This window comes from Bacillus sp. FSL K6-4563, assembly GCF_038630405.1.
GTDB lineage: Bacteria > Bacillota > Bacilli > Bacillales > Bacillaceae > Bacillus > Bacillus pumilus.
In genome coordinates this window covers 1575927-1597456 of sequence record NZ_CP152030.1, presented here as the reverse complement: position 1 = coordinate 1597456, position 21530 = coordinate 1575927, and the positions used below count along the sequence as shown (strand labels likewise).

Here is a 21530-nt window from a genome sequence, read left to right as displayed (position 1 = left end):
CTAATGTCCTTGAAACATGAATTGGCTGATAGAGATATCATCCATTTCTTTCATTTCAATGGCCTTATGTTCAAGGGAAAACTTTTCATACTGCTTTTCTTTCATTTTTTCAAACTTTTTAAACTCGATGTTTTTTTCAGTTAAATCAGATTGTTTTTCATTCATTTGATGGCGTTTCATGATCACAAGCTGCTGATAATGCTGAATGGTGTTATCTAAATTGGTCACAAATTGCTGATAATGACGCATTTCTTGAACACTCATACCACTTCTCAGCTTTTCTTCTTTGCTTTTTTCCATTAATTCTTTTTTACTCATATTTTCATAGAGCTTTTCAGCGACTTGCTCAAATGCCGAAACGGATTGTTGGTACGCTGCGAGTGACTTGTCTTTTTCACTTTCTTTCAGTTCTAAGAGCTTTTGAAATTTGTATTGATATCTCAATGTTTTCGTCAATCCTCTCTATTCATCAAACCGAGCAATACATTCACACTGTCGTCAATAGATACAGCCTCTTCTACATCCTGCTTCAAAAATGAAATCAGATGAGGATAAGCCTGCATGGCATCATCGATGTCTTTCGAGGAGCCTTTTTTATATGCTCCAATGTTAATGAGGTCTTCAGCGTTTTGATAAGTGGATAAAAGCTGGCGGAACCGGTTGGCCGCCTCCTTGTGATCATGACTTGCGATATTGCTCATAACACGGCTGATACTTTTCAGAATATTGACAGCAGGAAATTGTCCTTTGTTGGCTAAAGCACGATCAAGTACAATGTGGCCATCTAAGATTCCCCTGACTGTATCAGCGATTGGCTCATTCATATCGTCACCATCAACAAGCACTGTGTAAAACGCTGTGATGGAACCAAGCTGATTCGTTCCAGTTCGTTCAAGTAATTTTGGCAGTATAGCGAACACCGAAGGCGTATATCCTTTTGTCGTTGGCGGTTCACCAGTTGCAAGACCGATTTCCCTTTGTGCCATAGCGACCCGTGTAACAGAGTCCATCATGAACATGACGTTTTTGCCTCTGTCTCTAAAATATTCTGCAATAGCTGTTGCTGTATAAGCAGCCTTCATTCTCGTCAGTGCAGGCTGGTCAGAAGTTGCGACGACAACAATCGATCGCTTTAGTCCCTCGGTACCTAAATCCTTTTCAATAAACTCACGAACTTCCCGGCCACGCTCTCCAACAAGGGCAATGACATTGAGGTCTGCTTCTGTCTGCTTAGCAATCATCCCCATTAAGGTACTTTTTCCAACACCACTTCCGGCAAAAATACCGATCCGCTGACCAGTGCCGACTGTAAGCAGACTGTCGATCACTCTGACACCAACGCCCATTTTTTCACGAATAGGTGGCCTGTCCATCGGGTTTGGAGGTGACTGATCTGTCGAAACAGGTGCAAGTCCCTTTGGAAGCATACTGCCGTCCAGCGGTTCACCGAAGGCATCAACAACTTCGCCAATTAACCCAGTCCCAACTTTGACCTTCAGCGACTCACCTGTCGCTTCAACTAGACTTCCTGGTGAAATATTGGATGCTTCTACATAAGGCATGAGCAGAATATTTTCATCTCTAAACCCTACGACCTCTGCTTTTATTGGATCGTGCTTACGCCCCTTTTTATGAATGAGACACACGTCTCCGATAGAACTTTCCGGCCCCTTAGATTCAATCATCAGTCCAACAACTCGATTGACTTTACCAAATCGTTTATAAGGATCTGCGGTTTCAATCGTTTCTTTTAACACATCGATGTTCATTTGTGATCACCTGAATCAATAACTTCTAGTAGCTTTTCTTTCAACTGATTCATTTGTGTATCAACACTCGCTTCCACTTTTCCAAAGCTTGTTTCTACGTAACAAGTCCCTTTTGGCGCTTTTTCATCCGAGTAAATGGCAAGGTGTGTATCCTTTTGAAGGATTCTGATTAATTCGTCTTTATACTCCATCACATGATCGTAATGTTCAGGGTCAACATAGATGGAAATATCGTCATATTCTTTCACTTCAGAAATGACCTGCTTCACGAGAGCCAAAAATTGATCTTTCGTGTCCTCAGCCGAGTACCAAACACGTTTGGCGAGTTCAAAAGCCAGTTCCACAATTTTTTCTGCGGAGCTTTCAATTTTTTCTTCGTAATCCTGCTTGGCAAGACTGACAATGTCATTTGCTTGATCAAGAATTGATCGGTACTGACTCATCGCATCTGCTTCACCCTTTTGGAAGCCATCTTGGTAACCTGCTTGTTTCGCTTCTTCAATAAGCTGCATTCTTTCTTCTTCAAAATCAGCGCGGCGCTGATTGATTTCAGCCATTGTTTTTTCAAGCTCACTATTTGCTTGTTCTACTATACGGCTTGCTTGATCTTCAGCATCACTTAGTACAAGCTGCGACACTTCTGTTTCATTGACAAGCTCTTCTTCATGATGTTCTTTTTTGAACTCCACTTGCTGCAAAGGAATCGTTTGCCGGCCTTGCTCAGGAATAACAGATGTTTCATGTTTGATAATCCTAGACAATGATATCGTCTCCTCCGCCTCGAGCTATGACGATTTCTCCAGCTTCCTCGAGTCGTCTTACGATGCTGACAATACGGGTTTGTGCTTCCTCGACATCTCTAAGCCGGACAGGTCCCATAAACTCCATTTCTTCTTTGAACGTTTCGACCATTCTCTGTGACATGTTGCGGAAGACAATTTCTTTGACCTCTTCGCTTGCCACTTTGAGTGCAAGCAATAAGTCATCATTTTCAACATCTCTGATCACGCGCTGAATCGCTCTGCTGTCAAGAGTGACAATATCCTCAAAGACAAACATACGTTTCTTAATTTCATCAGCAAGCTCAGGATCTTGAATTTCAAGAGTGTCTAAAATGGTCTTCTCGGTCGCACGGTCTACACCATTTAGTACTTCTACAACCGCTTCGACTCCGCCCGTTTGCGTATAGTCTTGCGTAAAGGTTGAAGAAAGTTTTTGTTCAAGAATGCGTTCCACTTCATTGATGATCTCTGGAGATGTGCGATCCATTAAAGCAATACGTCTCGCAACCTCTGTTTGTACTTCCTCACCTAATTCAGATAAAATCTGCCCTGCTTGAACTGGATCTAAGTAGGAAAGGATGAGCGCAATGGTTTGTGGATGCTCATGCTGGATAAAGTTTAAGATTTGTTCTGGGTCAGCCTTTCGAGCAAAATCAAACGGTTTCACTTGAAGTGAGGATGTTAATCGGTTTAAGATACTATCCGCTTTGTCCTCACCAAGCGCTTTTTCAAGCACTTGTCTTGCGTACATAAGACCGCCTTGTGATATGTAGTCCTGCGCGATGGCGATGCTGTGAAATTCTTCAATGATTTCATCTTTTTTAGCAGTATCTACACTTCGCACATTGGAAATTTCCAATGTTAATTTTTCTATTTCGTCTTCAGACAGATGTTTGTATACAGATGCTGACACCTCTAGCCCTAAGGAAATCATTAGGATTGCTGCTTTTTGTCTGCCTGTTAGTCGATTTGAATCTTTTCTCGACATGTGTATTCCTCCTAATCCTCGGACAGCCAGCTGCGTAGCAATTTAGCAAAGTCTTCTGGTTTATCTTTTGCCATTTTTTCAAGCTGATTTTTCCTCACCATTTCTTCTGTTTCTGGTTCAGTGTCGATATCAGGAACATGAATTGGTGTATGTTCATCAAACTCAAACTCTTCTTCCTCTTCTTTTCTGCGTTTACGCACAAGAAGAATAATGAGAGCGATAATTGCAAGTAGTAGCACACCGCCTACAATATAAACCCAAATTGGAATATTGTTTGATGGGTTTTCTGCTGCAGTTTGCTGTTTACCGTCTAATTTTGATACAGATAAAACAATTTTGTTATCTAAGTCCGCTTGAGTGAGCGCTTGACCATTTGTGTATTCTTTATCAATTGACGTGCTAATGATCGTTGAAAGAATCTTTTTAATATCATCTTGCCTTTCAGCTGTTAAAGAGTTCACATCGTTTGCAGTTGGTGGTTCGACCAATGCTTGAATGCCAACATCTCTAATTTTATAAGGGCTCTCTTTGATATCTTTATGAATGCGGTTGACTTCATAGTTGATACGATCTTCGCTCTTTTCGTAATCTCCGCTACCATTCGCTCCATCGGCGCCTTGATAGTTTGTGACATCATCGTCGCCTGTTCCAGCGGTTCCACCAGCTGCTGCACCATTTCCTGAATAAGTTTCAGCAATCTTTTCAGCACTGACAGCGATGCCTTGCATGTTTTCTTTATCAACTGGTTCTACAAGGTCTTCTTTTCTTTTCTCTTCAGTAAAATCAATGTCTGTTGTGACCGATACAGCGACTTTTTCTTGACCCATCATTGTTCCGAGCAGCTGTTGAATTTTTCTTTGAAGGTTCTTTTCAATTTCTTCTTTTTTCTGCTGCTGTGCATCCATTCCACTTGCATAGGAATCGGAACTGCTGTTTAAATCGTAGTAGTTGGAATCTTGGTCCATAATGACAATGTTTTCTGTCTTTAAATTCGGTACACTTTTTGAAATAAGATGATAAAGGCCTTTTACTTGCTGCGGCGCGAGCGTGTAGCCACGTTCAACTTGCAGCACAATGGATGCTGATGCATTACTTTGCTCTTCTCCAACAAAAACGGAATCTTTTGGCAGGTTAATCATAACTTTTGAATCTTTGATCCCATCAATCGTGTTGATTAGATTGGATAGTTCTGTCTGAGTTGCGTCTACTTTCAGAACATCAAATTCATTATCTGTTAAACCGAAGCCGGAATTATTCGCAAAGAAGGAGTAATCAATATTCCCTGTCTTAGGGAGACCCTCAGATGCGAGTGTTACTTTTAAAGAGTCGGCCTGCTTTTCTGGAACGAGAATCGTTGTTCCATTATTCGCAAGTTCCGATTTAACGTTTTTGCCATCTAGTTCCTGTTTGATTTGCCCAGCTTCTGCCTCAGACAAATCTCTAAACAATGGAACCATTTTTTCAGAAGAAGCAAAGATGCTAACAACCGTAATAATGATTGCTAGGGCAGCAACGCCGCCAATCATAAGTATTTTTTGTAATTTTGATCGATTTCGCCAAAACTCAACTGTTTTTGTTCTTAATTGCATTAAAGTACGATTCATCTTAACCCCCGGTCATTCCATTCAGTCTTTTTTTGTCCGTCAGCACCTCCTACATCTGCATTCTCATAATCTCTTGGTACGCTTCGACCGCTTTATTTCGAAACTCCGTTGCAGCTGTGAGTGTCACACTCGCTTTTTGCGAGGCAATCATGACTTCATCGAGATTGACATCTTTTCCTTGTGCAAGTGCATTTGTATACTGGTCTGATTTAAGCTGTGATTGATTTAATGCCTCAATGGAATTCTTCAGCACATCAGAGAAATTCGTTTGACTTTTAGGTGCAGCCGCATGAACGGACGATGCATTTGTCAATTCACTTGCTTGCTGAGCAGCTTGAAGCTGGAAAGGAGATATTGCGTTAACCAATTCTTTTCACCTTACTTTCCTATTTCTAAAGCTTTCATCAACATGCTTTTATTCGCATTTAGCGCGGTCACGTTTGCTTCATATGACCTTGAGCTGCTGATGAGGTCAACCATTTCCTTTAATGGATCAACATTAGGTGTTTGAACATATCCATTTTCATTGGCATCGGGATTTGTAGGATCATATTGAAGGTTGAATGGAGTTTCGTCTTCTGTAATCTTCGTTGCTTTCACGCCGTTTCCTAATTTACCGCTCGAATTCATGCTTGAGTTTAATATAGATGAAAACGATTCACCTGACGGCTGTAATGTGACGAGCTTACGTCTATAAGGCTCCCAGTTGCCATCAACCTGTTTCGCTCTTGTTGTATCCATATTTGCAAGGTTAGAGGATACAACGTCCATTCTGAGCCTCTGTGCTGTTAATGCAGAGGCCGAAGCGTTAACGCCTGAAAAAATTGACATCACTTACCTCCTGTCAAAACTGTTTTAAGAGAATTGAATTTTCCACTCATTCTTTCAACCAACGCATTATACTGAATTTGGTTTTTAGCGAGTTCACTCATCTCTTGATCAATATCGACATTATTTCCGTTTTCTTGATATGAAGTACGGTTGCTCGAAACAACTGAATAATTAGACCCTGTTTTAGAAAAATCAATGTGACCTTGGTATGTTTTTTTAGCATCTAACTTGATCGACGCATCGTTTAGCATATCATGAAATGCGACGTTTTTCGACTTGTAGTTCGGTGTGTCTATATTCGCGATATTATTGCTTATGACTTTTTGCTTAACATTCGCTCTGCCCAAGGCATTCTCAAGGTTGCTTATCGTTCCAGAAAATATATCCAAAACCATATACCTCCAATCATATGTATTTCATTCCATTTAATCATGTCGAGATTTGTAAAACCATATGTTCATTGTAAGAAATAATAGGATTAAAGTCTATGATGTATATGTAAAAAAAACTCGTAATATATATCTATTTTACGAATAGGTATAAAGACCTAGATTCAAAGAACTAAGAATTGTAAGGGTTTTCTTGGAAAAAAGAGTGTCATTTTTCGGACAAATCCTCTTTTTTTATAAAAAAAAACCCTTTTCAGCTTGTATTTCTGCTGAAAAGGGTTTTTGATTAATGAGATTTTAAATTTTCAAGTTCAATTAAAAATTTGTTGTTTAACACTTTGATATACGTTCCCTTCATTCCAAGAGAACGAGATTCGATGACGCCTGCACTTTCTAACTTACGTAAGGCGTTCACGATCACTGAACGAGTGATTCCTACACGGTCAGCAATTTTACTTGCCACTAGAAGCCCTTCGTTGCCATCAAGTTCTTCAAAGATGTGCTCAATGGCTTCAAGCTCACTATATGAAAGAGAACTAATCGCCATTTGGACAACAGCTTTACTTCTTGCTTCTTCTTCGATTTCCTCTGATTTCTCACGAAGGATCTCCATTCCAACAACTGTTGCACCGTATTCAGCAAGAATTAAATCATCATCTTTGAATGTATCTTGCAAACGAGACAGGATTAACGTCCCTAAACGATCCCCTCCTCCGATAATTGGAACAATGGTTGTCAAACCTGATTCAAATAAATCACGGTTCTCAATCGGGAAAGCTGTATACTCACTGTTAATGTCAAGATTTGAAGATGTTTCAGGGATGTTAAATAGACTCTTTGTATATTCTTCAGGGAACTGACGGTCTTCAAGCATTTTCTTCATACGCGGATTTTCAATCTGCTGGTTGATCGAGTAGCCTAGAAGCTTCCCTCTTCTGCTTAATACGAAAATGTTTGAATCAATGACATCTCTCAACGTTTCTGCCATTTCCTTAAAATTAACTGGTTTCCCCGCTGCATCTTGCAGCATTGAGTTAATAATCCTTGTTTTTTGTAGTAACGCCATATTAATGATCCTCCTAGATTACTTTATTCATTTGTTAAAGTATAAATTGACTTAAGTCTTTGTTATTCGCAATCTTTCCTAGCTTCTCTTCTACATACTGAGGGGTAATGGTCACTGTCCCTAGTGTAATATCAGGCGCCTCAAATGAAAGCTCTTCAAGCAGCTTTTCAAGTATGGTATGAAGCCTTCTTGCACCGATGTTATCTGTCTCCTGATTGACATGATAAGCCACTTCGGCAATCTTATGAATAGCATCGTCAGAAAATTCAAGAGATATACCTTCTGTTTCAAGTAAAGCTTTATATTGCTTTAATAATGCATTATCTGGTTCCGTTAAGATTTTCACAAAGTCTTCGATACTTAATTTATCTAATTCTACACGAATTGGGAAGCGCCCTTGAAGCTCTGGAATCAAATCTGATGGTTTTGCCATATGAAATGCACCTGCTGCTACAAAAAGCACATGGTCTGTTTTCACTGCCCCATATTTCGTCATCACAGTTGAACCTTCTACAATCGGTAAAATATCACGTTGAACCCCTTCACGAGAAACATCTGCAGATGATGCACCACCGCTTTTAGCGATTTTATCGATTTCGTCGATAAAAATAATTCCTTGCTGCTCTGCTTTATAGACAGCTTCTTGACTGACTTCATCCATGTCAATCAGTTTTGAAGCTTCCTCAGCTGTTAACGCCTTTCTTGCTTCTCTGACGGTCAGCTTTCTGCGTTTTTTCTTTTTAGGCATGAGATTGCCGAGCGCATCCTGCATGTTCATGCCCATTTGCTCCATACCCGAGCCCTGAAGCATATCAAACATGGATGGCTGCTGCTCTTCGACTTCGATCGTGACGTAATGATCTTCAAGTTCGCCCATAGCCAGTTGATGAGCGATTCGCTTTCTTGTCGATTCAAGTTCAACTTCTTCACTTGATTGATCTCGATCACGGTCATCTTCATCAGAACCACCAAACAGCATCTCAAAAGGATTTTTCACAGACTGGCTTTTTTTCTTGCCAGGAACAAGTAAATGAACAAGACGTTTATTTGCTTGTTTTTCTGCTTCTTCTTGAACGTCTTTCATCTTTTCTTCTTTGACAATTCGGATCGCTGTCTCAACTAGATCTCTGACCATCGATTCTACATCACGGCCGACGTAACCAACTTCAGTAAACTTCGTCGCTTCCACTTTAATAAAAGGCGCACCAGAAATTTTTGCAATTCTGCGGGCAATCTCTGTTTTCCCCACACCTGTTGGGCCGATCATTAAAATGTTTTTCGGAACGACTTCATCCTTTAGCTTATCATGTAAAAGGCTTCTTCTGTAACGGTTTCTTAAAGCCACCGCCACTGCTTTTTTCGCATCAAGCTGACCAATAATGTATTGATCAAGCTTTTCAACTATCTCTCTTGGGGTGAACGGCTTTTTCTCCATACGTCTCATGTCCTTTCTATTCAAGCTCTTCTAAAGTGATTTGATCGTTCGTGTAGACACAGATTTCTCCAGCGGTTTCAAGAGCTGCCTTTGCAATATCTCTTGCTGTGAGATGATCACCTGCATGTGTTTTGAGTGCTCTCCCGGCGCTAAGCGCATAATTGCCGCCTGAGCCGATGGCCAAAATACCGTCATCTGGTTCGATGACCTCTCCTGTCCCAGAGACAAGCAGGATGCTGTCTTTGTTCATAACGATCAGCATGGCCTCAAGCTGTCTAAGCATCTTGTCACTACGCCATTCTTTTGCTAGTTCTACGGCTGCCCGCTTTAAGTTACCACCATATTCTTCAAGCTTCGTTTCAAACTTTTCAAAGAGTGTAAATGCATCTGCTACTGAACCTGCAAAACCTGCAAGCACCTTGCCTCCGAAAAGACGGCGCACTTTTTTTGCTGTGTGTTTCATCACGACAGCCTGCCCGAAAGTGACTTGACCGTCTCCAGCCATCGCACTTTTTCCTTTATGTTGAACGGCAAAGATGGTTGTTGCATGAAATGATGACATGAAAAAACCTCCTTTTAGGATCGTTTAAAAGCCCTTGGGTGATGAGACATGTATGTTTTCCTTAAAGAATCTTTTGATACATGCGTGTACACCTGAGTTGATGATAAATTCGAATGACCAAGAAGTTCTTGAACACTTCTCAAATCTGCCCCCTCATTTAAGAGGTGTGTGGCAAAGGTGTGCCTTAACATGTGAGGATGGATATGTAATGTGCCTGACGCCTTTTTCATTAGTTCAGTGAGAATGAATCGAACGCCTCTGTCTGTAAGAGGCGCCCCGCGCTGATTCAAAAACACATATGCATCAGCACGATCATTCCCCTTCGCTTTCAGCTTTAGCCTTCCATCCTCTAAATAAGTGATGAGCGCTTCATGAGCATATGAACCAAAAGGAACATACCGCTGCTTGCTGCCTTTTCCATGAACAAGCACTGTATCCATCGATAAATCAAGATCAGATTCTTTTAATGAACATAACTCACTGACCCTCATACCTGTTGCATAAAGAAGTTCTAAAATCGCTTGGTTTCTTTGCCCAAGCGGTGTGCTGACATCAGAAACTGTAAAAAGCTCTTTCAGTTCCTCTTCATACAAAAATGAAGGAATTCGCTTATCCTGCTTTGGTAAGCTAACGAGTAAAAAAGGATTTTCTTTCACAAGCTGTTCTCTTAATAGAAATTTATAAAAGCTGCGAAGCGCAGAGACTTTCTTACTAATCGTTCTTCTTGTCAGGCCTTTTTCATAAGCTTCTGTTAAATAAATTCTCGTATCTTGATAGGATACCTCTTCAAAACCGTCTATTCCTTGAACGTTCATAAATCTGACAAACTCTTCAATCGCTTCTGTATATCCTGAGATGGTTAAAGCAGAATAGTTTTTTTCAATTTGCAGATATTCAATGAATAAGTGGACAAGACGCTGTTTATTCGTCATTTTTACACCTCTTTAAGGCTTTTAAATGGTATCACATATCTTGCTTTCCGTGCAATGATTTACTACAGAGATTTCGAAATAGTTTGAATAGTTTCGATTGCGCGCTTAGCGTACTCCGCATAACGCTCTTGTTTGTTTTTAATGCGAACACCAAGATCTTTCAACAAACCAAAATTCGCATTCATTGGCTGGAAGCTTTTCTTGTTTGTCGATGTGATGTAATAAGCCATGCTGCCGATCGCTGTTTCCTCCGGAAGTGTCACAAGCTCTTCTCCTTTGACAAAACGAGCGGCGTTAATTCCAGCCACTAGTCCGGAAGCTGCGGACTCGACATAGCCTTCAACGCCTGTCATTTGTCCAGCAAAGAATAGATCTTCTCTATTTTTAAACTGATACGTTGGTTTTAAAAGACTTGGTGAGTTAATGAATGTATTGCGGTGCATCACGCCATAACGAACAATCTCTGCTTCTTCAAGACCTGGAATCAAGCGGAATACTTCCTTTTGGTCGCCCCACTTCAGATGTGTCTGGAAGCCGACGATGTTATATAAAGTGCCTGCTGCATCATCTTGTCTTAATTGAACAACAGCATAAGGTCTTTTTCCTGTTTTCGGATCTTCAAGTCCTACTGGCTTCATCGGACCAAACAACATCGTTTTCTTTCCTCTTTTCGCCATGACTTCAATTGGCATACAGCCTTCAAAGAAGATTTCTTTTTCGAACTCTTTTAATGGCACAGTTTCAGCAGAAATAAGCGCGTCGTAAAAACGATCGAATTCTTCTTCTGTCATTGGACAGTTTAAATAAGCAGCTTCTCCTTTGTCATAACGTGATTTCAAGTACACCTTATCCATATCAATGCTATCTTTTTCTAGGATAGGTGCCGCTGCATCGTAGAAGTACAGATATTCTTCACCAGTTAACGATTTTAATTCTTTTGAAAGTGCTTCAGATGTAAGCGGGCCTGTCGCAATAATTGTTGGACCTTCTGGAATGCTTTGCACTTCTTCTTGAAAAACTGTCACATTCGGGTGATTTTTTACGCGATCAGTAACGTTTGCTGCAAATTCATGACGATCTACTGCAAGCGCTCCGCCAGCAGGAACTGAGCTTTCATCTGCAGCTGCGATAATCGCTGAATCTAAATGACGCATTTCTTCCTTTAATACACCGACCGCATTTGTCAAAGCGTTGGCACGCAGTGAATTGCTGCATACAAGCTCTGCAAATTTATCTGTGTGGTGAGCTGGCGTTTGTTTGACAGGTCTCATTTCATACAAGTTGACTTTAATTCCGCGTTTAGCAATTTGCCATGCCGCTTCACTTCCAGCTAAACCTGCTCCGATCACATTTACAAATTGACTCATTGTACAACTCTCCTATTTCGTAAGTTCTGTTTGATGACATAAAAAAGCAGGTGAACAAGGCTGCTCACCGCTATTTTTGTTGTTCCTCTTTATAATCACAGTTCACACATTGAACTTGCATGCCTTTTTTCAGCTTTTTCTCTACAAGCATATTTTCGCATTTTGGACACTTTCTTTCAATCGGTTTGTCCCAAGAGACGAATTCACACTCTGGAAAACGATCACAGCCATAAAAAATGCGGCGCTTCTTAGATTTTCGTTCAACAATGTTTCCTTCATGACATGTCGGGCATTTCACACCAATATCTTTCACAATTGGTTTTGTGTTACGGCAGTCAGGAAAGTTAGAGCAAGCCATGAACTTACCGTATCGACCCATTTTGTACACCATCGGATGTCCGCACTCTTCACAGTCAACTCCGGCGTATTCAGGCTCAATCTCAACTTCTTGCATTTCTGCTTCTGCTTTTTCGACCCGTTTTGCAAAGTCTTGATAGAAGCTGTCGATAATACGAACCCATTCGATCGTACCTTCTTCAACGCTATCAAGTTCTTTTTCCATTTTCGCTGTGAATTCCACGTTAATGATTTCAGGGAAGAATTCAATGATTAAGTTGAGAACGATTTCCCCAAGCTCTGTTGGGATAAACCGTTTATTATCAAGTGCGACATAGCCACGCTTTTGAATCGTATCTAATGTTGGTGCATACGTAGACGGACGGCCTATACCTAGCTCTTCAAGCGTTTTGACAAGTCTTGCCTCAGTGTAGCGCGGAGGCGGCTGCGTGAAGTGCTGTTCAGGTTCGATATCTTTTGAAAGAACCGTATCACCTTCTTTAAGATCAGGCAGCATTTTGTCCTTTTCTTCTAGCTGGTCGTCTTTTCCTTCTACATATACCTTCATGAATCCAGGGAATTTCACTTTGCTTCCGTTAGCACGGAATGTAAGCCCGTTATTATCAAGGTCCACACTCATTGTATCAAGAACAGCCGGCGCCATTTGGCTTGCGACGAATCGTTCCCAAATCAATTTATACAGACGAAGTTGATCTCGGCTTAAAACATGTTTGACATCTGCTGGTTTTCTTAGCGTAGATGTCGGTCTGATGGCTTCGTGAGCATCTTGTGCATTTTCATTCTTTTTAGCGGTTCGTTTTGTTGTATTTAAGAAATTCTTACCGTACGTCTGATCAATGAAAGCAGATACTTCTTCAATCGCCGTATTGGAAATACGTGTTGAGTCCGTTCTCATGTATGTAATGAGTCCGACTGTACCTTCTTTACCAAGATCAATTCCTTCATATAATTGCTGTGCAATCATCATCGTCTTTTTCGCACGGAAGTTTAATTTTCTCGCAGCTTCCTGCTGTAAAGTAGATGTTGTAAACGGAACAGCTGGGTTGCGTTTACGCTCTTTTTTCGTCACTTTCTCTACAGAGAATTTGCTCCCTTTTAGTTTCGAAAGGATTTCTTTTACATCTTCTTTTGTTTTCAGTGGATGCTTTTTGCCATTGACGCCAAAGAAGCTCGCTTCGAAGCTTTCTTTTCCTTTTAGGAATGTACCGTCAATTGTCCAGTATTCTTCTGGTTTAAATTCATTAATTTCATTCTCGCGATCAATAATCAGGCGGAGTGCAACTGATTGAACACGACCAGCACTTAAGCCCTTTTTCACTTTCTTCCATAAAATCGGACTAATTTTATACCCAACGAGACGATCTAAGATCCGTCTTGCCTGCTGTGCATCAACTAAATCCATATTGATCATGCGTGGATGCTTAAAGGAATCTTTAATAGCATCTTTTGTAATCTCGTTAAAGACAACGCGGCAGTCAGAAGAGAGGTCAAGGTCAAGACTATGCGCTAAATGCCAAGCAATCGCTTCTCCCTCTCTATCGGGGTCAGCTGCGAGATAGACTTTCTTTACTTTTTTCGCAGCTGTTTTTAATTCTTTTAATACGGGGCCTTTCCCGCGAATTGTAATATACCTCGGTTCGAAGTCATGCTCAGTGTCAACACCAAGCTGACTTTTCGGTAAATCTCTTATGTGCCCCATTGAAGCCTTTACTTTATACTTTTTACCTAAATAACGCTCAATCGTTTTCGCCTTGGCTGGCGACTCAACGATGACTAAATAATCAGCCATACTCAAAATCCCCCTTAAGAGGTGTTCTCTCTTTATACATTTCACAATTCATATTTATGTTAATTGCACCTATCTAACAGGCAATCATGAAAAATTCTTTATGATGAACATCATTATAAACACGAAAAACAAAGTGTAAACTTAAATCCTCACTATTATTAAATATTCCTATGTCTTTTGTCAAACGATATTTTTATGAGAGTTCAGTATATTGAACGCTGCGGAAGGAGAATTCCTCTAAAATATCCTTCGTTGAATGAACAAGCTTTGCTCCCTGCTGTATAAGTCTGGCTGGACCTGTGGAATTAGGATCAAAGATTGATCCTGCAACCGCAAATACCTCTTTGCCTTGCTCAAGTGCTTGATACGCGGTAATGAGTGAACCGCTCTTTTCTTTGCACTGAATCACGATGGTTCCACTTGTGAGCGCACTAATTAAACGATTCCTCATGGGGAAATGCCACTTTTCTGGTTTGACGTAAGGCGGATGCTCGGATAAAAGCAAATGATGCTCGCCCATGTATTCAGCCATTTGCACATGTTCTTTTGGGTATAAGTGCTGAAATCCGCCTGCTATAATACCGATCGTTTTCCCTTTATTCCTAATGCACTCTTTATGTGCAAGTCCATCAAGGCCTTTTGCTAAGCCACTGACAATCGTCCACTCTTCCTTTACAAGATCACCAACAATTTTCTTCACACATGCTTCTCCATAAGACGATGGAACTCGTGTGCCTACTACACCTAAACTTTTTTCTTCATTTAAATACGATATGTTTCCTTTTAGGAATAACACAGGGGGAGGATCATAAATATGTTTTAGTGTGCTGGGATATAAGGGTGATGTGATGGGAATCATGTGAATGTTTTGCTTTAAATAGGCTTGAACGATGTGTTGAAAAATGGGGAATTCTTTTTCTTCGGCTTGTTTTAAGCGGGTAAAGTCGATTGTTTGTAATGATCGATCCTGTTTGAAATGATGTGTTTCTTCATTTATATATAGCTCAGGATCGACTTTCCACCATTTTGTTAACAAAGAGGGTGAGATGAGGCCTTTTAAGCGGTGAAAAATCATTCTTTCGGACACGTTGTACATACCATTCCTCCTGTTTAAGATAGAAAGAAGAAGACTTGTCAAAGAACAAGTCTTCTTGTGTCATTAATGCGTTTTACAAGCTTCAAAGAGATTCTTCTCTTTTAGTACTTTAATCAAAGTTTCTCCCATGACAGATGGTGTCTCTGCCACTTCAATTCCACATTCACGCATTGTTTTTACTTTTTCATCAGCTGTTCCTTTACCACCAGAAATAATGGCACCAGCATGTCCCATGCGTTTTCCTGGAGGCGCCGTTTTACCGCCAATAAAGCCAACAACTGGCTTTGTCATATTTGCTTTTACCCATTCAGCTGCTTCTTCTTCAGCCGTACCGCCAATTTCACCGATCATAATGACAGCATGTGTATCAGGGTCTTCATTGAATGCTTTTAATACATCAATAAAGTTTGTCCCATTGACAGGGTCTCCGCCGATTCCTACAGCTGTCGATTGACCAACGCCAGCTTCTGAAAGCTGATGTACCGCTTCATATGTAAGCGTTCCAGAACGAGAAACAACCCCCACATGACCTTTTTTATGAATGTAGCCTGGCATGATCCCAATCTTACATTCTTCAGGTGTAATGACACCTGGGCAGTTAGGGCCAACAAGTCTTGTCTTTTTCCCTTCCATATACCGTTTTACTTTGACCATGTCAAGTACTGGAATATGTTCTGTAATACAAATGACTAGATCGACTTCTGCATCAACAGCCTCTAAAATGGCATCTGCTGCAAATGGTGCTGGTACATAGATAACAGAAGCATTTGCTCCAGTTGTTTGAACAGCTTCAGATACTGTATTAAATACAGGAACTCCTTCTACTTCAGTTCCACCTTTTCCAGGTGTGACACCGCCAACAATATTTGTTCCGTACTCAATCATTTGTTTTGTATGGAACAATGCGGTTGAACCGGTAATCCCCTGAACAATTACTCTCGTATTTTTATTAATAAATACACTCATTTAGGTTCCCTGCCTTTCTGCTCTACTTGACTAAAGATACAATCTTTTCTGCCCCGTCAGCCATAGACTCAGCAGAAGTGATATTTAAGCCTGAATCGCTCAGGATTTTCTTCCCTAATTCAACGTTTGTTCCTTCAAGACGTACAACGAGTGGTAATGTTAAGCCGACTTGTTTCGTCGCTTCAACGACACCTTCTGCAATGACATCACATTTCATGATGCCGCCAAAAATGTTCACGAAAATCCCTTTTACATTTTGATCAGATAAGATGATTTTAAATGCTTCCGTTACTTTTTCAGCTGTTGCACCGCCGCCAACATCCAGGAAGTTTGCAGGGTCCCCGCCGTAATGCTTGATGATATCCATTGTAGACATCGCAAGACCTGCACCATTGACCATACAGCCAATATTTCCATCTAGAGAAATGTAGCTTAGATCATATTTAGATGCTTCAATTTCTTTTGGATCCTCTTCATCAAGGTCACGGTATTCTAATATATCTTTTTGTCTATATAAGGCATTGCTATCAAAGTTTAATTTCGCATCAAGTGCCATGACTTTTCCATCGCCTGTTACAACAAGTGGATTAATCTCAGCAATTGAACAATCTTTTTCAACGAACGCATTGTAAAGACTTGTCATAAACTTAACAGCTTGGCCAACTAATTTTGTTGGAATATTAATTTTAAACGCTACTTCTCTCGCCTGATAGCCTTGCAATCCAATCGCTGGGTCAATGACCACTTTGACGATTTTTTCTGGCGTTTTTTCTGCTACTTCTTCAATTTCAGTACCGCCTTCTTCAGAAGCCATCAATACAATTCTTGATGTCGCTCTGTCCAAAACAAGTCCAACGTAGTACTCCTTTTGAATATCGCAGCCTTCTTCAATAAGTAAGCGTTTTATTTCGCGCCCCTCAGGCCCAGTTTGATGTGTGACAAGTGTTTTGCCGAGCAATTCCTCTGCAAACCCTTTCACTTCATCTTTTGTTTTTGCAATTTTTACCCCGCCTGCTTTACCACGGCCGCCTGCATGAATCTGTGCTTTTACGACATATACAGAGCTTTCTAGCTCTTCTGATGCTTTCACTGCTTCATCAGGTGTAAATGCTACTTTACCATTTGGAACTGAAACCCCATATTTTCTTAGGATTTCTTTTCCTTGGTACTCATGGATATTCATTTCCCATCCTCCCAACATATGTAGAAACAAAAATTATAAAATAGACTGCGCTTTCATTTTAAAGAATAAAAAAGAGAATGTCTAGGGTTCTATGTAAAATCGTAAAATCCTTCTAAACATTCAAACTTTTATTTTATTAAAAATATAAATTTTTCATTCAAAACACTTATTTTACCTTATTTTTTCATTTTTTGATCTAACCTATAGATAAACGAAAATATTTCTGCTACAGTATCGTATAACGCTTCAGGGATCTCCTCATCCAGCGTTAAGTGGCGCATGAGTTCGACTAAATTACGGTCTTCTTGGATAGGAACTCCCGACTTTTTTGCTTCTTCAATAATATGGTCTGCTACATAGCCGCTCCCTGTTGCAACGACTTTTGGCGCCTTTTGTTTTTCTTCATCATAATGTAGAGCGACCGCCCTTCTAAGCGGTTTTGAATCCTTCATACTCGTAAGTCCAGCCCTTTCTCGCTGATTTTATGAAAGTGTTCATCTAGAAAGTGAGACGGATCTACTGGCTCTTGTCTCTTCTTTGCTGTAATTCCCGTAAGGCTGTATCCCAAGGCATTTAAATTCTCCCGAACTGCTGGAATCATTGGATTAATGGTTCCTTGAAGTTCATGACCGGTTTCAACTGTAATTGACATGACCTTTTGCTGAATCGTACAGTCGATTAATGTTTCTTCGAGGTTTTCCATGTTTAAGTAAAACATAAGGCGACACTGAGAAATATCAATAGAGCCATCTTTTTTCTTATGTCCTTTTAGAATAAAGGTTAAGTCTTGAACACTATGTTTTGAAAAGAGCGGATAAGAGACCATCATTTGGCTGATGGTTTGGTTCTCTTGCTGCACAAATAACTGCCCGTTCAATCTATGAAACAATTGATCGACTTCTTTTTTTACGGGCTCTGGTAAATCGGACTGTCTCACATCATTTAAGACGAGCTTTAATTGGTGAAGCTCCTGATTTTTTACATCCTGGTTGCCTTTTTCGAGTAGTTTCAGCATACCGATTTCGTCACGTACACCTATTGCCTTTTTCATCGTCATGAGTAAATCGAGCACATCGGTTTTATTGCTTAATGCGGGTTCCGTCTGCTGCACCACCTGAGCCAATGCTTTTGCCTCTGTTTTTGACAGGAACGGAAATTCTTTTTGAAGCACAGATGCTTTTGCGTCAGGCTGAGATCCAGCCTGCTGAAGCCCTTGCAGCAATGATGTGAGCTGTTTTAAGCTAGGCTCTTGCTGCCCATCTGCGCCTTGTTTTATTAAACTTGTAAGTATCCGCTCAATTTGCTGAGGCGGGATTTGCAGCTCTTTTGGGCTTATTGATTGCTGCACGTTAGATTGAAGAACTTGGGTCGTCTGACGCTCTTGAGCGATTGGAGTTTGGCTATTTTCTTTTGGTTGAGTCAGATTGGGCTGAGGCGTTACAGGCAGACTTCCTCCTTGCTTCGTCGCCCCTTCTCTCGCTGCTAGAAGGACCGATAAGAGCTTTTCTGCATGGACAGACGTCTCAGCATCTATGACTGATCGAACGGCTTGTGTAAGCGCCTGTGTGGCGTCTGAGTGCTTCGGGAGCTGTGTTAAGCGTTCTAGCAGCGCTGTCATATCCTGATGAAGAGCAGAGGATGATTTCACAGCTAAAATGGATTGAAGCACTCCTTCCTGGATCGGCAAGTCTTTCTTTAAAGCAAATAGAAGTGCCTGGAGACCTTTTTTCACATCAGCTCCTTGAAGCTGTTCGATCCACTTCACTGCCGTTTTTAACTCTGTTTCGTTGATAACCGATTTTTCTTTTAAAAAAGCTGTGGCTGTTAGAATGTTTTCAAGTCCGCTTTTCAGAGAGAGACCTTCTAATAGTTTGGCAGCGGCATCCTTTAATGTCTTAGGATCTTGATCAAATTGCTGGACTGGCCTTAGTTTATTGAGGCTGTCTCCACCCTCTTGTTCAAATTGGAACCAATAAAATGCGTCTGCTTTAAGCTGAGCCGCTAGCTGTGCTTTTATTTTTGTTGAGCCTATTTGAACAAGGGCTGTATCATCTCCAAGCATTTTCAGTACTTTACCGAGAATCAGCCGATGCACATTTTCCTTTCCTTCGGTGTTTAATGGCACAGATTCTGCCGCACTTAACCGGCTATTCAGTGCTGTATGTATGTCCTCAACTCTTGTCATCACAGGCAGCCTCCTTAGGTCAAAAATTTATGAGATAACGGATTTCACTGGTGCAAACGATAATCGATGGATTGGGGCAGCTCCATGTGTTTGAATGGCAGCCAAATGCTCTTTTGTTCCGTACCCTTTATGTTTTTCAAATTGATACTCAGGGTACTTACGCCCGTATTCTTCCATCATCTGATCTCTTGTCACCTTTGCAATACATGCACCTGCTGCGATGGATGCACTTTTTGCATCTCCTTTGATGATATTCTCCTGGTGAATAGGAAGTGGGAGCGTCATGGCATCTATGAGTAGATAATCAGGTGTATGAGTTAACTGCTCCACCGCTCTCACCATCGCCAGTCTTGATGCCTCGTAAATATTGATTTCATCAATCGTAGCCGCATCAACAATGCCGATACCGATATCAAGTGCTTCTTTTTGGATCAGGTCATAATATGCCAATCTTTTTTTCTCAGATAATTGCTTTGAGTCGTTTAAACCGAGCAGGACTGTATCTTCCTTTAATATGACAGCTGCTGCTACAACGGGGCCTGCCAGCGGTCCTCTTCCTGCTTCATCTATTCCAGCAATACATGTGTATCCCTGCGCCTTAGCATTGTTTTCAAATTGCAGCATCTCATTCCATGCTACATGAAGTTGCTGCTGCTTTTCTCTCTCTTTGTGCCACTTCTCTATCAGTTTTTGGACACTTTTTCTCTTATCATCTTTTACAAGCTCATGAATGTATGACTCGTCTTGCGAATGCTTTTCTATCAGTTCTTTTATTTGTTTCACTGTGTACATAGGCTTTTCGTCAGCCTCCTTCTTTATATCGGCAGTTTTCCGCAAAAAATAAAGACCCGCATGAGCTGCGTGTCTTTTAGCTTTCAGGCTTCTCAAAAGTGAGGGGACCAAATTTTTCTGTTCGAATATCCCGAATAATGATTTCGGTGGTTTTGTCGTAATTAATCAATCCACCGCTCATGAGACAGCCGCGCTTTGTACCTATTGCATCAAACAGCTCAGCCGTATCTTCAGGGATCTCCGTTAGGTCATAGCGTTTTTTTAATCTCTCTGGATAGTTTTCTTCTAGAAAGCGAAGTCCATATACAGCGACATCCTGTAAGTTGATGATAGAATCTTTGATCGCTCCAGTTACCGCTAGCCTAAGTCCTACTTTCTCATCTTCAAACTTCGGCCAGAGGATTCCAGGTGTATCGAGCAGTTCCAATTCTTTCCCTACCTTCACCCATTGCTGTGAGGTGGTAATACCAGGACGGTCTCCTGTTTTGGCAATGTTCTTTTTCGCTAAACGATTGATTAAGGTCGATTTCCCGACGTTGGGAATCCCGATAATCAGCGCCCGGATTGCACGTGGTTTAACACCTTTTGCTTTCATGCGGTCGAATTTTTCTTTTAAGATTTCTTTTGAAGTTGTGATGATCTGATTTAACCCTTGTCCATCGACAGAGTTAATAGCAAGTGACCGAACGCCTTGCTGCTCAAAGTGCGCCTGCCACTCCTTTGTCACACGAGGATCCGCTTTATCTGCTTTGTTTAATAGCATGATTTTGGGTTTATTCTGAAGGATTTCTTCGATCATTGGGTTTCTAGAGGACATCGGAATTCTAGCATCAGTTAATTCAAATACGATGTCGATGAGCTTTAATTTTTCTGTGACTTCACGTCTTGCTTTTGCCATATGGCCTGGAAACCATTGAATCGTCATATGTGCACCTTCTCTTCTATCGATTATCTCTATACATCGTACAAAAAAAGAGCCTGTTACAGGTAACAAGCTCTTTCCTTTGATATCATTATCGTCTGATTTCTTTGATACGAGCCGCTTTACCGCGAAGTTCACGTAGGTAGTAAAGTTTCGCACGACGTACCTTACCGTGACGTACAACTTCGATGTTAGCGATTTTTGGTGTGTGTACAGGGAATGTACGCTCAACGCCTACACCGTAAGAAATCTTACGAACTGTGAAAGTTTCGCTGATTCCACCACCACGACGCTTAATTACAACACCTTCAAAGATCTGGATACGCTCACGAGTACCCTCGACAACTTTAACGTGTACACGTAAAGTGTCACCAGGACGGAACGCAGGAAGATCAGTGCGTAATTGTTCTTTTGTGATTTCTTCAATCAAATGTTGCATCGTTTTCAACTCCTTCCAACAGATGCTCATGTCCTCTTTCTTCATTGCAGCGGAACATCGTTTTCAAACTTGAATC

Annotated in this window: 22 protein-coding genes; all 22 read right to left on the bottom strand. The window is 40.9% G+C overall.

The genetic code is table 11. The features are described from left to right. A complete protein-coding gene (gene fliJ / locus MHH54_RS07940) occupies positions 1–444 on the bottom strand; it encodes a flagellar export protein FliJ (protein WP_034620036.1) in 444 nt (147 codons plus the stop codon). A gap of 8 nt (positions 445–452) precedes the next feature. Beyond that, positions 453–1769 (bottom strand): flagellar protein export ATPase FliI, encoded by a 1317-nt coding sequence (fliI, locus tag MHH54_RS07935; protein ID WP_003212478.1) that lies wholly within the window; start codon positions 1767–1769, stop codon positions 453–455. Then, the gene (gene fliH / locus MHH54_RS07930; protein ID WP_003212485.1) at positions 1766–2530 is read right to left on the bottom strand and encodes a flagellar assembly protein FliH; all 765 of its coding nucleotides are present in this window, start codon (positions 2528–2530) and stop codon (positions 1766–1768) included. The genes fliI and fliH overlap by 4 nt, the downstream gene beginning before the upstream one ends. Then, on the bottom strand, positions 2523–3539 hold the full coding sequence (fliG, locus tag MHH54_RS07925; protein ID WP_003210883.1) for a flagellar motor switch protein FliG: 1017 nt from the start codon (positions 3537–3539) through the stop codon (positions 2523–2525). Before fliG ends, fliH begins: the two co-directional genes overlap by 8 nt. Before the next feature lie 11 nt (positions 3540–3550). Next, entirely contained in the window at positions 3551–5143 is a 1593-nt protein-coding gene (fliF, locus tag MHH54_RS07920) for a flagellar basal-body MS-ring/collar protein FliF (protein ID WP_034619909.1), read from the bottom strand. A 49-nt stretch (positions 5144–5192) separates the two neighbouring features. Continuing rightward, complete coding sequence (gene fliE / locus MHH54_RS07915) at positions 5193–5510, bottom strand: flagellar hook-basal body complex protein FliE (RefSeq protein WP_003212183.1); 318 nt, start codon at positions 5508–5510, stop codon at positions 5193–5195. Between the two features lie 11 nt (positions 5511–5521). Then, positions 5522–5974: a flagellar basal body rod protein FlgC gene (gene flgC / locus MHH54_RS07910; RefSeq protein WP_012009953.1), complete on the bottom strand. Its 453-nt coding sequence runs from the start codon at positions 5972–5974 to the stop codon at positions 5522–5524. Beyond that, positions 5974–6363: a flagellar basal body rod protein FlgB gene (flgB, locus tag MHH54_RS07905; protein ID WP_012009952.1), complete on the bottom strand. Its 390-nt coding sequence runs from the start codon at positions 6361–6363 to the stop codon at positions 5974–5976. Before flgB ends, flgC begins: the two co-directional genes overlap by 1 nt. A gap of 286 nt (positions 6364–6649) precedes the next feature. Beyond that, a complete protein-coding gene (codY, locus tag MHH54_RS07900; RefSeq protein ID WP_003210838.1) occupies positions 6650–7429 on the bottom strand; it encodes a GTP-sensing pleiotropic transcriptional regulator CodY in 780 nt (259 codons plus the stop codon). A 34-nt stretch (positions 7430–7463) separates the two neighbouring features. Beyond that, positions 7464–8864 carry an HslU--HslV peptidase ATPase subunit gene (hslU, locus tag MHH54_RS07895; protein ID WP_003211907.1) on the bottom strand — a complete coding sequence of 467 codons (1401 nt, stop codon included), beginning with the start codon at positions 8862–8864 and terminating at the stop codon, positions 7464–7466. A 16-nt stretch (positions 8865–8880) separates the two neighbouring features. Then, positions 8881–9426: an ATP-dependent protease subunit HslV gene (hslV, locus tag MHH54_RS07890; RefSeq protein ID WP_003211247.1), complete on the bottom strand. Its 546-nt coding sequence runs from the start codon at positions 9424–9426 to the stop codon at positions 8881–8883. A gap of 14 nt (positions 9427–9440) precedes the next feature. Then, positions 9441–10358, bottom strand: coding sequence for a tyrosine recombinase XerC (gene xerC / locus MHH54_RS07885; RefSeq protein WP_003211704.1), 918 nt, complete (start codon positions 10356–10358; stop codon positions 9441–9443). Between the two features lie 62 nt (positions 10359–10420). Beyond that, complete coding sequence (gene trmFO, locus MHH54_RS07880) at positions 10421–11725, bottom strand: FADH(2)-oxidizing methylenetetrahydrofolate--tRNA-(uracil(54)-C(5))-methyltransferase TrmFO (RefSeq protein WP_003212444.1); 1305 nt, start codon at positions 11723–11725, stop codon at positions 10421–10423. Between the two features lie 70 nt (positions 11726–11795). Next, entirely contained in the window at positions 11796–13871 is a 2076-nt protein-coding gene (topA, locus tag MHH54_RS07875; RefSeq protein WP_003212237.1) for a type I DNA topoisomerase, read from the bottom strand. Between the two features lie 193 nt (positions 13872–14064). Next, positions 14065–14967, bottom strand: coding sequence for a DNA-processing protein DprA (gene dprA, locus MHH54_RS07870; RefSeq protein ID WP_342500843.1), 903 nt, complete (start codon positions 14965–14967; stop codon positions 14065–14067). 63 nt (positions 14968–15030) lie between these two features. Then, on the bottom strand, positions 15031–15933 hold the full coding sequence (gene sucD, locus MHH54_RS07865) for a succinate--CoA ligase subunit alpha (protein ID WP_003212080.1): 903 nt from the start codon (positions 15931–15933) through the stop codon (positions 15031–15033). Positions 15934–15955: 22 nt separating this feature from the next. Beyond that, a complete protein-coding gene (gene sucC / locus MHH54_RS07860; protein WP_003211841.1) occupies positions 15956–17116 on the bottom strand; it encodes an ADP-forming succinate--CoA ligase subunit beta in 1161 nt (386 codons plus the stop codon). Positions 17117–17292: 176 nt separating this feature from the next. Continuing rightward, positions 17293–17568, bottom strand: a complete 276-nt coding sequence (locus MHH54_RS07855; protein WP_003211418.1) for a FlhB-like flagellar biosynthesis protein — start codon at positions 17566–17568, stop codon at positions 17293–17295. Then, positions 17565–19301: a hypothetical protein gene (locus MHH54_RS07850; RefSeq protein WP_003212009.1), complete on the bottom strand. Its 1737-nt coding sequence runs from the start codon at positions 19299–19301 to the stop codon at positions 17565–17567. The genes MHH54_RS07855 and MHH54_RS07850 overlap by 4 nt, the downstream gene beginning before the upstream one ends. A gap of 27 nt (positions 19302–19328) precedes the next feature. Continuing rightward, positions 19329–20093 carry a ribonuclease HII gene (locus MHH54_RS07845; RefSeq protein ID WP_003210902.1) on the bottom strand — a complete coding sequence of 255 codons (765 nt, stop codon included), beginning with the start codon at positions 20091–20093 and terminating at the stop codon, positions 19329–19331. A gap of 76 nt (positions 20094–20169) precedes the next feature. Continuing rightward, positions 20170–21018 carry a ribosome biogenesis GTPase YlqF gene (gene ylqF, locus MHH54_RS07840; RefSeq protein ID WP_050945052.1) on the bottom strand — a complete coding sequence of 283 codons (849 nt, stop codon included), beginning with the start codon at positions 21016–21018 and terminating at the stop codon, positions 20170–20172. An 88-nt stretch (positions 21019–21106) separates the two neighbouring features. Next, a complete protein-coding gene (gene rplS / locus MHH54_RS07835) occupies positions 21107–21454 on the bottom strand; it encodes a 50S ribosomal protein L19 (protein ID WP_003212364.1) in 348 nt (115 codons plus the stop codon). Between the last annotated feature and the right edge of the window lie 76 nt (positions 21455–21530).

What these genes read in the sequence shown, in the direction of transcription:
- fliI (WP_003212478.1), bottom strand. Translation starts at nt 1,769, where the DNA reads ATGAACATCGATGTGTTAAAAGAAACGATTGAAACCGCAGATCCTTAT.
- fliG (WP_003210883.1), bottom strand. Translation starts at nt 3,539, where the DNA reads ATGTCGAGAAAAGATTCAAATCGACTAACAGGCAGACAAAAAGCAGCA.
- fliF (WP_034619909.1), bottom strand. Translation starts at nt 5,143, where the DNA reads ATGAATCGTACTTTAATGCAATTAAGAACAAAAACAGTTGAGTTTTGG.
- flgC (WP_012009953.1), bottom strand. Translation starts at nt 5,974, where the DNA reads ATGTCAATTTTTTCAGGCGTTAACGCTTCGGCCTCTGCATTAACAGCA.
- codY (WP_003210838.1), bottom strand. Translation starts at nt 7,429, where the DNA reads ATGGCGTTACTACAAAAAACAAGGATTATTAACTCAATGCTGCAAGAT.
- hslU (WP_003211907.1), bottom strand. Translation starts at nt 8,864, where the DNA reads ATGGAGAAAAAGCCGTTCACCCCAAGAGAGATAGTTGAAAAGCTTGAT.
- hslV (WP_003211247.1), bottom strand. Translation starts at nt 9,426, where the DNA reads ATGTCATCATTTCATGCAACAACCATCTTTGCCGTTCAACATAAAGGA.
- xerC (WP_003211704.1), bottom strand. Translation starts at nt 10,358, where the DNA reads ATGACGAATAAACAGCGTCTTGTCCACTTATTCATTGAATATCTGCAA.
- trmFO (WP_003212444.1), bottom strand. Translation starts at nt 11,725, where the DNA reads ATGAGTCAATTTGTAAATGTGATCGGAGCAGGTTTAGCTGGAAGTGAA.
- topA (WP_003212237.1), bottom strand. Translation starts at nt 13,871, where the DNA reads ATGGCTGATTATTTAGTCATCGTTGAGTCGCCAGCCAAGGCGAAAACG.
- dprA (WP_342500843.1), bottom strand. Translation starts at nt 14,967, where the DNA reads ATGTACAACGTGTCCGAAAGAATGATTTTTCACCGCTTAAAAGGCCTC.
- sucD (WP_003212080.1), bottom strand. Translation starts at nt 15,933, where the DNA reads ATGAGTGTATTTATTAATAAAAATACGAGAGTAATTGTTCAGGGGATT.
- sucC (WP_003211841.1), bottom strand. Translation starts at nt 17,116, where the DNA reads ATGAATATCCATGAGTACCAAGGAAAAGAAATCCTAAGAAAATATGGG.
- MHH54_RS07855 (WP_003211418.1), bottom strand. Translation starts at nt 17,568, where the DNA reads ATGAAGGATTCAAAACCGCTTAGAAGGGCGGTCGCTCTACATTATGAT.
- MHH54_RS07850 (WP_003212009.1), bottom strand. Translation starts at nt 19,301, where the DNA reads ATGACAAGAGTTGAGGACATACATACAGCACTGAATAGCCGGTTAAGT.
- MHH54_RS07845 (WP_003210902.1), bottom strand. Translation starts at nt 20,093, where the DNA reads ATGTACACAGTGAAACAAATAAAAGAACTGATAGAAAAGCATTCGCAA.
- ylqF (WP_050945052.1), bottom strand. Translation starts at nt 21,018, where the DNA reads ATGACGATTCAATGGTTTCCAGGCCATATGGCAAAAGCAAGACGTGAA.
- rplS (WP_003212364.1), bottom strand. Translation starts at nt 21,454, where the DNA reads ATGCAACATTTGATTGAAGAAATCACAAAAGAACAATTACGCACTGAT.